Origin of the sequence: Agrobacterium sp. lyk4-40-TYG-31 (assembly GCF_030209855.1) — a bacterium.
GTDB classification, from domain to species: Bacteria; Pseudomonadota; Alphaproteobacteria; order Rhizobiales; family Rhizobiaceae; genus Agrobacterium; species Agrobacterium vaccinii.
Genome location: NZ_JARVRE010000006.1, coordinates 157,827 through 169,204, shown reverse-complemented (window position 1 = coordinate 169,204; position 11,378 = coordinate 157,827). Strand labels below are relative to the sequence as shown.

Annotated in this window: 9 protein-coding genes; 3 read left to right on the top strand and 6 right to left on the bottom strand. The window is 57.2% G+C overall.

Annotated elements, in window-relative coordinates:
• Positions 1 to 144 precede the first annotated feature (144 nt).
• Positions 145 to 1,281: a M20 aminoacylase family protein gene (locus QRN55_RS14860; RefSeq protein ID WP_502871330.1), complete on the top strand. Its 1,137-nt coding sequence runs from the start codon at positions 145 to 147 to the stop codon at positions 1,279 to 1,281.
• A gap of 56 nt (positions 1,282 to 1,337) precedes the next feature.
• On the opposite strand, the gene QRN55_RS14855 is transcribed toward QRN55_RS14860, so the two are convergent.
• The 5 genes from QRN55_RS14855 to acs form a co-directional block, all read right to left on the bottom strand.
• Complete coding sequence (locus QRN55_RS14855) at positions 1,338 to 1,481, bottom strand: hypothetical protein (RefSeq protein ID WP_233122146.1); 144 nt, start codon at positions 1,479 to 1,481, stop codon at positions 1,338 to 1,340.
• Between the two features lie 256 nt (positions 1,482 to 1,737).
• Positions 1,738 to 2,715, bottom strand: a complete 978-nt coding sequence (locus QRN55_RS14850) for a threonine ammonia-lyase (protein ID WP_284777284.1) — start codon at positions 2,713 to 2,715, stop codon at positions 1,738 to 1,740.
• 113 nt (positions 2,716 to 2,828) lie between these two features.
• Entirely contained in the window at positions 2,829 to 4,262 is a 1,434-nt protein-coding gene (locus tag QRN55_RS14845) for an aldehyde dehydrogenase family protein (protein ID WP_233122144.1), read from the bottom strand.
• A gap of 215 nt (positions 4,263 to 4,477) precedes the next feature.
• Entirely contained in the window at positions 4,478 to 5,365 is an 888-nt protein-coding gene (locus QRN55_RS14840) for an NAD(P)-dependent oxidoreductase (protein WP_284777283.1), read from the bottom strand.
• Between the two features lie 171 nt (positions 5,366 to 5,536).
• Complete coding sequence (gene acs, locus QRN55_RS14835; RefSeq protein WP_284777282.1) at positions 5,537 to 7,489, bottom strand: acetate--CoA ligase; 1,953 nt, start codon at positions 7,487 to 7,489, stop codon at positions 5,537 to 5,539.
• A gap of 233 nt (positions 7,490 to 7,722) precedes the next feature.
• Between acs and QRN55_RS14830 the strand changes: the two genes are divergently transcribed.
• Positions 7,723 to 8,424 (top strand): DUF1013 domain-containing protein, encoded by a 702-nt coding sequence (locus QRN55_RS14830; RefSeq protein WP_162694607.1) that lies wholly within the window; start codon positions 7,723 to 7,725, stop codon positions 8,422 to 8,424.
• An 83-nt stretch (positions 8,425 to 8,507) separates the two neighbouring features.
• Here QRN55_RS14830 and QRN55_RS14825 read toward each other — a convergent pair whose 3' ends face one another.
• A complete protein-coding gene (locus QRN55_RS14825) occupies positions 8,508 to 10,283 on the bottom strand; it encodes a glucan ABC transporter ATP-binding protein/ permease (protein WP_111840475.1) in 1,776 nt (591 codons plus the stop codon).
• 348 nt (positions 10,284 to 10,631) lie between these two features.
• Between QRN55_RS14825 and QRN55_RS14820 the strand changes: the two genes are divergently transcribed.
• The gene (locus QRN55_RS14820) at positions 10,632 to 11,369 is read left to right on the top strand and encodes a helix-turn-helix transcriptional regulator (protein ID WP_284777281.1); all 738 of its coding nucleotides are present in this window, start codon (positions 10,632 to 10,634) and stop codon (positions 11,367 to 11,369) included.
• Positions 11,370 to 11,378 lie beyond the last annotated feature (9 nt).

Sequence of the window (11,378 nt, the reverse complement as noted above, 5' to 3'; positions counted from 1 at the left end):
TTTGGTGGCTGCAAGCCCTCCTTCGGTCTTATCAGGAGGTGGTAATACTGCTAGGCAGAGATCGTTAAAATTTACCCTTGCCGAAACATGCCGGATGCAGAAATGACGACACAGCCAGAACACACCGCAGCTATTGCCAACCACATGCCTGATGTCGTTGAAATCCGCCAGCACCTACATCGCAACCCGGAAATCGGTCTTTCCGAATTCAAGACCTCGGATTTCGTAGCATCGAAGCTGGAGGCCATGGGCTATTCCGTGACGCGTGGGTTGGCTGGCACCGGTGTGGTCGCGACTTTGCGCAACGGCAGCAGCCATCGGTCGGTCGGCATTCGCGCCGATATGGATGCACTCCCCATCCATGAGGACACAGGTGCAGACTATGCCAGTCAGACTCCAGGCGTCATGCATGCCTGCGGGCATGACGGACATACGGCCATGCTGCTGGGTGCCGCCAAGATCATCGCCGAACGCCGAAATTTCGATGGCACGTTGCATCTGATCTTCCAGCCTGCGGAAGAAAATTTCGGCGGTGCGCGCATCATGATTGAGGACGGGCTATTCGAGCGCTTTCCGTGTGATGCGGTGTTTGCGCTCCACAATGAGCCCGGTCTGCCCTTTGGTCATTTCGTGTTGCGCGATGGTCCTATCATGGCGGCAGTGGACGAATGCAAAATCACGGTCAACGGTTACGGCGGGCATGGCGCTGAACCGCAAAGCACGCTCGATCCCATCGTTGCTGGCGCCAGCATCATCATGGCGCTGCAAACCATCGTGTCGCGCAATATCCATCCGTTGACGCCGACGGTCGTGACAGTGGGTGCCTTTCATGCAGGGGTCGCAAGCAATGTCATTCCCGAAACGGCGGAAATGTTGCTGACGATCCGCTCTTTCGATGCTGCTGCTCGAGATGAACTTGAAAAGCGCATTCGCCAGATCGCCGAAGGACAGGCGGCAAGCTATGGCATGAGTGTGACGCTCGATTACGAACGCGGTTACAACCCGACCATCAACCATAAGGCGGAGACGGATTACATCGTCGATCTGGCAACCCGCTTTGCCGGAGCCGACAAGGTCTTGGAAATGCCGCGTCCTACCATGGGCGCGGAAGATTTCGCCTATATGCTTGAGCAACGTCCTGGCGCGTACTTCTTCCTCGGCACCCAGAGAACGGAGAACGATCCACCGCTGCACCATCCCAAATTCGATTTCAACGACGATATTCTGCCTATCGGCACGGCGTTCTGGGTCGAGCTTGCTGAAGATTATTTGAAGGCGTGAAACGCAAAAAAAGGCTGGTCATAAAGCCAGCCGTTTTGTCTCAAATTATTGAACGCTCAGGGCACCAAGCCGAGTATGACGGCGCCGACGAAGGCGAAGCACACGCCGATGAGGGCGGTATGGACGATCGCCTGCCAGCCCTTTGTTGGTGCAGACGATGGCGTGAAATCTCTGATTTTTCCGGCTTTGGAATAAGACATCGAACCCTCCCTCGTTGACCTCAGCCGATTGAACGGCGTTGCGACTTATGGATGCTAGAATACCGCTATTTCCGACTATTTCTGTAGAGATAATTTTCTATATGTTGGGCCAATCGGGAAAAATATGGATCGTTGAAAGCCTCCCAACCCGCATCGATCTACCCGATTTCGAGGAACTAACGCGCAGCACCGCCTCTGGTTCAACACAAATGTTAACACCAGAGTAACGTTTAAATAGCGATGCCGTGATCATTGCTCAGGCAGCGAAGCGTTCCAGTGCCACCGCCATGACATCGGGGTCGACATTGCCGCCTGACGCCACGGCTATCACGGTGTCGGTGTCAAATTCGCTGCCATGAAAAAGCGCCGCTGCGAGCGCGACAGCGCCACCGGGTTCGACCACCACTTTCAGCCGCAGGAAGGCCAGCACCATGGCGCGGAGCGCTTGGTCTTCCGTCACCGCAATGCCTTTGCCACAACGCCCCGCCATCAGCGGAAAGGTAATGTTACCGGGTTGAGGGGTGATGATGGCGTCGCAGATAGAGCCGGACAACGCGTCGTTCCGCTCGATTTTGCCGGATGCCAGAGAGCGTGCGACGTCATCGAACTTTTCTGGCTCGCACGTTCTCACCTTATATTGCGCTGCTCTAGCTTCCAGCGCCAGCGCTATACCCGATGTCAGGCCGCCGCCACCGCAGGGCACAAGAACATCGGCTGCCTCTATTCCCAGTTCCTGTCCTTGCTCGGCAATTTCCAGACCGACCGTTCCCTGACCGGCGATGACGAGGGGTTCATCGAAAGGCTTGATCAGCGTCAGACCCCGTTCCTGTGACAGTCTGGCACCGATCGCGTCACGATCATCCTTTGCGCGGTCGAACAGCACGACCTCCGCGCCATAGGCTTTGGTGTTCTCGATTTTAATTTTCGGCGCGTCGTGGGGCATGATGATGAGGGAGGGAACGCCATGCAATGCCGCAGCGAGTGCGACGCCCTGCGCATGATTGCCGGATGAAAAGGCAATCACGCCGCGTCGACGCACCGCAGGTTCCAGCCCCGATACCGCCGACCAGCCGCCACGGAACTTGAAGGAGCCTGTACGTTGCAGGCATTCCGCCTTCACGAAAATCCTGCGTCCTGCGATTTCATCCAGAAAATGCGATGACAAGAGTGGTGTGCGGATTGCCTGCGAGCCGATGCGCTGGCGTGCCGCTTCAATCATCGTGATGTCTGTCATGCTCTTCTCGTGGTGATGTTTCGTCGGCGTCACCATAGGCAAAAATCGCGGCTGGGAAAGGGGCAAAAAAATCCCCGGACGATGCCGGGGATTTCGTGGAAGCACAGCTTAGATCAGGCCAGCGTGTAGGCCGTCTTCACTGTGGTGAAGAACTCGCTGGCATATCTGCCCTGCTCACGCGGGCCGAAGGAGGATGCCTTGCGACCGCCGAAGGGCACGTGGAAATCCACGCCTGCCGTCGGCAGATTGACCATGACCATGCCCGCTTCTGCATTGCGCTTGAAGTGCGTTGCATGCTTGAGGCTGGTGGTGGCGATGCCGGAGGAGAGGCCAAAGGGCGTATCGTTTGCTGTGGCCAGCGCTTCGTCGTAGTTCTTCACGCGGATGACAGCGGCCACAGGCCCGAAGATTTCCTCCTGCGAAATTCGCATGCTGTTGGTGGCTTCGGTGAAAAGCGTTGGCTGAAGGAAGAAGCCGGGCGTGTCGCGCTTGACGATCTCGCCACCGAAAGCGACTTTCGCGCCTTCCTGCTTGCCGATTTCGATGTAATCGGTGTCCTGCTTCAGCTGCTTTTCATCGACCACAGGACCGACATGGGTGCTCTTGTCCATGGCGTTGCCGACATTGATCTTGGCCAGACGCTCGGTCATGGCGGCCACGAACCTGTCGTGAATGCCTTCGGTGACGATGATGCGCGACGATGCGGTGCAGCGCTGTCCGGTGGAGTAGAAGCCGGAATTGGCGGCTGCCTCTACTGCCACGTCGAGATCGGCATCATCCAGCACGACGAACGGGTTCTTGCCGCCCATTTCCAGCTGGAATTTGCGGTTGAACGGCAGCGAGGATGCAGCGACGCGCTGGCCCGTGCCTGTCGATCCCGTGAATGTAATGCCGGACAGATGCGGGCTGTCGAGCATGGCCTGACCAACGACGGAACCGCGACCCATGACGAGGTTGAGAACGCCCTTCGGCAGACCGGCGCGGTGAAGAATATCGACGATGGCCCATGCGCAGCCGGGAACGAGATCGGCGGGCTTGAAGACGATGGTGTTGCCGTAGCAGAGCGCCGGTGCGATCTTCCAGGCCGGAATGGCAATCGGGAAGTTCCACGGCGTGATGATGCCGATAACGCCGAGCGGCTCGCGTGTTACTTCTACGCCGATGTTCGGGCGTGCCGAAGGAATGACTTCACCGGCCAAACGCAAGGCTTCGCCAGCGAAGAAGTCGAAAATCTGGGCGGCGCGGATGGTTTCGCCGATGCCTTCTGCCAGAACCTTGCCTTCTTCACGCGCCAGCAACGCGCCAAGCTCTTCCTTGCGGGCCAGAATTTCGTCTGCAGTCTTCTTCAGGATCGCGTGACGCTCGAGAATGCCGGAGCGCGACCATGCCGGAAATGCTGCCTTGGCGGCGTCAATGGCCTGCTTGGCCTCTTCGGCACCCGCTTGGGCATAAAGGCCCACGACCTCGTTGGTATCGGATGGATTGATGTTTTTCGACGTATCGGCGCCGATCCATTCGCCGTTGATAAGGTTCTGATGGATGGTCATTGTTTGCTCCTTGATGCTGGGACGGGCGGTTAAACACGTCACCCCACTGTTTATGAGACGACCGAGAGGTCATTGATGATGCGGCACGGGTCGGTGCCTCGAAGCTGGCGGCGACCTTATGTCATAATACAACTTGATAAAAGTCACCATATGACAAGATTGGCAAATAAATAAGACCGCGAATATGCAGGTGATGAGATTGCCGCGTGGACGGCCTATCTCTCGCGGTTGTTCAGTTTTTCCAGATATAGAAGAATTCCGCTGTGGTCGACATCGGCACCGCCATCGTTGACGAAATCATCGAAGGCCTGCGTGATGTTTTGCGTGAGCGGCAGGGTCAGGGAAAGGTCCTTTGCGGTCGCCAGAACGCCGTTCAGGTCCTTTAGCTGGAATTTGGATGGGCCGCCGGGCTCGAAGTCCCGCTTGACCATGCGCTCTCCGTGCAATTCCAGAATGCGGCTTTCGGCAAAGCCGCCGCGAATGGCGTTGCGGAAGCCTTCACGCGAGGCGCCACCTGCTTCCACCAGCATCATCGCTTCGGCCACTGCGCCGATAGTAATGGCGACGATCTGCTGGTTGGCGAGCTTGCAGAGTTGTCCGGCACCGGAAGGGCCGACATAAGTCAGCCTGCCCATGGCTGCGAAGACTTCGGAGAGGCTTGATATCAATGTTTCATCGCCGCCGGCCATGATGGCGAGAGTTCCAGCCTTTGCCCCGACGACTCCGCCCGAAACCGGGGCATCGATGTGGTGTATACCAAGTGCGTCAAGCTTCGCAGCGTGCTGACGGGCAATGGGCGGTGCGATGGAGCTGCTGTCGATCACCACGGCGCCTTTTCCAAGCGCATGGGCAACGCCTTGGTCGAACAGAACATCCGCAACGGCTGCGCCATCGCTGAGCATGGTGATGACGATATCCGCACCCGTTGCCGCTTCTGCCGGTGATGCTGCCAGGACAGCGCCATCGGCGACGAGGGCTTGCGCTTTTTCGACGCTGCGGTTCCAGACGCTGACCCCAAAGCCTGCCTTCAACAGATTGCGTGCCATGGGACCACCCATCAGGCCGGTGCCGATGAAAGCAATGGTGTGATCTTTTGTATTCATGTCGGTTTCCTCCCGTTGCCGCACTGTGCACATTTCAGGTGCCGCTGAAAGAGCGCATAAGGGCATAACCGGTCTGTCGTGTTGCGAACCGCAATCGAAGCGACGTGCATGGATAGAAAAACCCGGTCATCGCGAGACGACCGGGTGACAATCTAGACATCAAAGTGCGATTTACGCAGCTTTGTTCTGTCTGTTTTCGATGAGGTCATCGACAACGGCTGGATCGGCAAGTGTCGATGTGTCGCCGAGCGCGCCGAAATCGTCTTCGGCGATCTTGCGCAGTATGCGACGCATGATCTTGCCGGAGCGGGTTTTCGGCAGGCCGGGAGAGAACTGGATCTTGTCCGGCGTCGCCACGGGGCCGATTTCGTTGCGCACATGCTTGATCAGCTCGTTGCGAAGGGCATCGTCCCCGTCATGCCCCGCCATCAGTGTTACATAGCAATAGATGCCCTGACCCTTGATGGAATGGGGATATCCCACCACGGCGGCCTCCGAGACCAGATTGTGAGATACGAGCGCCGATTCCACTTCCGCCGTTCCAAGCCGGTGGCCCGAGACGTTCAGCACATCGTCGACGCGACCTGTGATCCAGTAATAGCCATCCTCATCGCGACGGCAGCCATCGCCGGTGAAATATTTCCCTTTGTAGGTGGAGAAGTAAGTTTCGATGAAGCGCTGATGATCGCCATAGACAGTGCGAGACTGGCCGGGCCAGCTATCGATGATGCACAGATTGCCATCTGCGGCACCGTCGAGAACATTGCCTTCCGCATCGACCAGCTGTGGCTGGACCCCGAAGAAGGGGCGGGTTGCCGAACCGGGCTTCAGGTCGGTCGCGCCCGGCAGCGGCGTAATCAGAATGCCGCCGGTTTCCGTCTGCCACCATGTGTCGACGATAGGGCTCTTGTCCTCGCCGACGACATGGTAATACCACTCCCATGCTTCGGGGTTGATCGGTTCACCCACCGTGCCCAGCAGACGCAGGCTGGAGCGAGACGAGCGCTTGACGAATTCGTCGCCTGCACCCATCAGCGATCGCAGTGCGGTCGGTGCCGTGTAGAAGATATTCACCTGATGCTTGTCGATGACCTCCCAGAATCGACCCTGATCCGGGAAATTCGGCACGCCTTCGAACATCAATGTTGTCGCGCCATTGGCGAGCGGTCCGTAGACGATATAGGAGTGGCCCGTGACCCAGCCGACATCGGCAGTGCACCAGTAGATCTCGCCATCCTGATAGTCGAACACATATTCATGCGTCATCGAGACGTAGACCAGATAGCCGCCAGTGGTGTGCAGCACGCCCTTCGGTTTGCCAGTTGAGCCCGAGGTGTAGAGAATGAAGAGCGGGTCTTCCGCCTTCATCTTCGCAGGCTCGCAATGGGGTTTTACGCTGGCGACTTCCTGATGGTACCAGAGGTCGCGACCGGGCGCCCAGTTGGTCTTGCCGCCGGTGCGACGTACCACCAAAACCTTGTTGACGATGATATGCTGTTTGGCAGCAATGTGGATTGCCTTGTCGGTGTTTTCCTTCAGCGGAATAGGCTTTCCGCCGCGCACGCCTTCATCGCAGGTAATGACGAAGGTCGATTCGCAATCGACGATACGGCCTGCCAGCGCATCCGGGGAGAAGCCACCGAACACGACCGAATGAACCGCGCCGATGCGGGCGCAGGCCAGCATGGCATAGGTCGCCTCGGGTATCATCGGCATATAGATGGTGACGCGGTCGCCTTTCTTGACGCCGTGCTTCTTCATCACATTGGCAAGGCGGCAAACGGCGTCATAGAGCTGGTTATAGGTGATCTTCTTGTCGATATAGGGATTGTCGCCTTCCCAGATGATCGCGGTGCGCTCTCCATGGGTTTTAAGATGGCGGTCAATACAGTTGTAGGAGACGTTCGTCAGGCCGTCCTCGAACCACTTGATCGGTACCTTGCCCTTGAACGAGGTGTTCTTGACCTTGGTGTAAGGCTTGAACCAGTCTATCCGTTTGCCGTGCTTGCCCCAGAAAGCATCGGGGTCTTCCACGCTCTGCTCGTACCATTTCTGATAGCGGTCATTGTCGATCAGCGTGCGTGTTTTTGCAGATTTCAGAACCGGATAGATTTTGGCAGACATGAATTCCTCCTCAAGGCCGCTTGCGTCTTATAAGAACCAGAGACTCCTCATCTCCAGTCATGTGCCAGATTCATAGCAGTTCAGTGACCTCAGGCAATTAGACAAAGGTCATTTGTTTCGCAAAGAATTGCAATTCTGATGCAATGCGGCTATAGACCGCTCATATCCCGGAAATTAGTGGTTAACCTCCACGGCCCGCGCCCCCGGAGCGGACGGACAGAAGGACTGTATCTATGGCTCAAACACTGCTTATGCCGAAAGCAACGGCCGTCTGGCTGGTGGACAACACTGCGCTGTCGTTCGAACAGATCGCGACGTTTTGCAAGCTGCATCCGCTAGAAGTCAAGGCAATCGCCGATGGCGAAGCTGCACAGGGCATCAAGGGTCTGGACCCTATCTCCACCGGTCAGCTTTCCCGCGACGAGATCGCCAAGGCTGAAGCCAATCCTGCCCACAAGATCAAGCTGTCCGAGCCAAAGGTTCGCGTGCCTGAATCCAAGCGTCGCGGCCCGCGTTATACGCCGGTTTCCAAGCGTCAGGATCGCCCGAACGCCATTTTGTGGCTGGTGCGTAACCATGCCGAACTGAAGGACGCGCAGATTTCGCGCCTCGTCGGCACGACCAAGTCCACCATCGAACAGATTCGCGACCGCACACACTGGAACTCTGCCAACCTGACACCGATGGACCCTGTTACACTCGGCCTTTGCAGCCAGATCGATCTCGACCTTGAAGTCGAGCGCGCATCGCGCGGCCGTCCGCTGCCAACGCAGGAAGAATTGGACGCAACGCTGCAGCCAGCCGCTGCGACCGAAGGCCTCGGCTTTAACTACGAGCGCGAAGAAGAAAAAGAAATCGACGCCAACGCCGTTTTCGCCAAGCTCAGCTCGCTCAAGTCGACCCGCAAGGACGACGAGGAAGAAGACAACTACTGATCTTCATCTCCATCGAGATACGAAAAAGCCCCGGCATCGACCGGGGCTTTTGTTTGAGCTGATGCCGCAAACGAGATCAGCGATCAGGCCGACTTTGCAGGCAGGGACAGCACCGGCGCACCGGTCTTCTCATCGTCGTTCAGCAGGCCGCTGGCGCGCAGCAGTGACGAGAAGCGACCGCCGCGCATGCTGAGCTCATCGAATGTGCCCTTTTCTACGATACGTCCATTGTCCATGAACAGCACCAGATCGGCATCGCGCACGGTGGACAGGCGGTGGGCGATGATGAAGGTGGTTCTGTCCTTGCGCAGCGCATCGACGGCATCCTTCACACGCGCTTCTGTTTCGACATCGAGCGCGCTGGTCGCTTCGTCGAGAACAAGGATCGGCGCGTTTTTCAGAACGGCGCGGGCAATGGCGATACGCTGACGTTCACCACCGGAGAGACGGTTTCCGCGCTCACCGACCTGCGTCATATAGCCGTTCAGCCTGCTGTCGATGAAGTCGGTCGCCGCTGCCGCCGCCGCTGCCTGTGCAACTTCATCGTCCGTCGCCGTATCTCGACCAAGGCGGATGTTATCGCGGATCGAACGGTTGAGAAGACCGGCGTCCTGGAAAACGGTGGCGATGGAATGACGCAGAGACTGGCGTGTGACCGTCGAGATATCGGTGCCATCGACCAGAATCTGACCGCCATTTGGATCATAGACCCGTTGCAGGAGGTTGATCAGCGTCGTTTTACCGGCACCTGTCGGGCCGACGATAGCGATCGTCTCACCCGCATTGGCCGTGAACGACACGTCGTGAACGCCCTGTTTGGTGTTGGCAAAGCCGAAATTGACGTTGCGGAATTCGACCTTGCCAGAGACCTGACCGAGTTCGATGGCGCCTGTGGGCTCTTCACGCTCCTGCACGGAATCTTCGAGCTTGAAGAAGTCGACGAGCTTGGCGCGTGCCTCGAAAATCTGAGTGGCAAAAGCGCGCACCTGGTCTAGGCGCCCGATCAGCAGGTTCGCAAAGCCGATGAAGGCGATGATGTCACCAACCCGCAATTCGCCGTTCTTCACCAGGATGGCGCCGACGATGAGAATGATCATCATCGAAACCGAAGAGGCGGTGCGGTTCAACGCACTTGCAAAGGCCCACCAGTCCAGCACCGGATACTGCGCGCTGAGGAGCCGCTCGGTAAACGACTTCAGAGCTTTTGTTTCCGCTTCGATGCGGTTGTAGCTGTGCAGGACCGAAACGTTGCTGATCGAATCGCTGACGTGGGCGAAGACCGTGTGGTAATGCTCTTCTACGGATGCCTGACCTTCCTTGGTGCGCTCCATCACCCACTTGCCGATAAACCAATAGACGATGCCCAGCGCCATAAGAACCAGGCTAAGGCGCAGGTCCATGGATATGGCTGTCGGGATGAGGAGAATCAGCGCAACGAATGTCGCAAGGTGGGTCCGCATGAATTCCAGCCACAGGCCGAACAGCGTTTCACTGGCGCGCAAAAGCGTATGCAGCGCGTTGGATGTGCCACGCTGGTGGTGCCATGAGAGCGGCATGGAGATGATCCGCCCGAAGGCTTCCGTCAACAGGGACGCACGGCGACCATGGGCCAACCGGTCCGCCTCACGCGCGACGGCAACATAGGCGACCGTGTTGAACAGCGCAAAAGCTCCCCAGATGATGAGGATGTTGACCGGGATGGAGCCCGATGAAAGCCCATCAATGATACGGCCGAACAGCACCGGTTCCGCAATGGTGATCGCGGCAAGTATGATGTTTGCGACAACGACGATGGTGACACGCCACTTGTTGTTGGCGAGGTAGCGCAGGGCGCGAGTATAAACCTGAAACAGTGTCAATTCCCAAATCCCGTCTTCATGTCCGTCAAGCAGCGCCGGTCAAGGCGTCAGGTGGGTGCATATAAGCGTAAGCGACTATGCAAGCTGTTGTTTTATCGCTCTTTCTACATGAATGCGCGCTTAACGGCAGGGTGCTCCGTCGGTGCTGATGCAAAAAAAGACCAGTTGGTTGTAAATTCGACCCATGACGACCATGCAAGATTTCGCGGTATGGTTTTAAGGATTGATTACCTTATAAGGTAGAATTTAACGCAGGCGATTCATCCAAGCAGTTCGCGTTCCCGGTTTGAGGAGCGTCTTTCAGCAAAAGTCGGCACATGTTTCATTTTTTGCAGGGTAATCGCTTCTATGCACAATGTTTTTCAGTTTTTGACTCAGTGTTACGAGGCAAAAACCGAGGACGATTTTCTTTCCTCATTTCATGAGCTGATACGTCGTCTTGGTTTCAATTTTTATCGCATCATGCAGCGTGATGTAGAAGATTTGACGTTTACCGGTACCGTTCTGGCGGAGCATCTGCCCAGCGGCTGGAAAGAAGTTTACCACGCCAAGAAATACGGTGCCATCGATCCCGTCAAGCGGACGCTGGGTTTGCTGCATCAGCCATTTCGCTGTCGCGACGTGGTGGCGATGCTGCCGCAGGCGACGCAGCGCAAGCGCGCCGCCAAGCTGTTTCAGGATGCGGCACGGTTCGGCCTGCGGGAAGGCTATGCATTCCCGATCCATGGTCGCAGCGGACTGCTGGGCGGCGTTTTCATTTTCGGTGATGGCAGGCTGTTATCGACATCGGAACTCTTGATCATTGACACGGCCATGCGCGTGGCATTCTGGCGTCTTCTAGACTTTTCGGGCCAGTCCGAAGAGGTCCTCTCAATGCCCGATCTGGCCGGTACGCAGTTCACCAAACGGGAGCTGGACGTGCTGACCCTGCTGACGCAGGGCTTCACGTCACCTGAGATAGGCAAGAGTCTTTCGATTTCCAGCCATACGGTGGATTGGTACATCAACGGAATTCAGCGCAAGCTCGGGGCCAGAAATCGCCAGCACGTGGTGGCCATCGCACTTCGTCACGGCTTTATCGCCTGAAACGTTTCC

Coding starts and splice junctions, on each gene's coding strand:
- QRN55_RS14860 (WP_502871330.1), top strand. CDS start 145: ATGCCTGATGTCGTTGAAATCCGCCAGCACCTACATCGCAACCCGGAA.
- QRN55_RS14855 (WP_233122146.1), bottom strand. CDS start 1,481: ATGTCTTATTCCAAAGCCGGAAAAATCAGAGATTTCACGCCATCGTCT.
- QRN55_RS14850 (WP_284777284.1), bottom strand. CDS start 2,715: ATGACAGACATCACGATGATTGAAGCGGCACGCCAGCGCATCGGCTCG.
- QRN55_RS14845 (WP_233122144.1), bottom strand. CDS start 4,262: ATGACCATCCATCAGAACCTTATCAACGGCGAATGGATCGGCGCCGAT.
- QRN55_RS14840 (WP_284777283.1), bottom strand. CDS start 5,365: ATGAATACAAAAGATCACACCATTGCTTTCATCGGCACCGGCCTGATG.
- acs (WP_284777282.1), bottom strand. CDS start 7,489: ATGTCTGCCAAAATCTATCCGGTTCTGAAATCTGCAAAAACACGCACG.
- QRN55_RS14830 (WP_162694607.1), top strand. CDS start 7,723: ATGGCTCAAACACTGCTTATGCCGAAAGCAACGGCCGTCTGGCTGGTG.
- QRN55_RS14820 (WP_284777281.1), top strand. CDS start 10,632: ATGCACAATGTTTTTCAGTTTTTGACTCAGTGTTACGAGGCAAAAACC.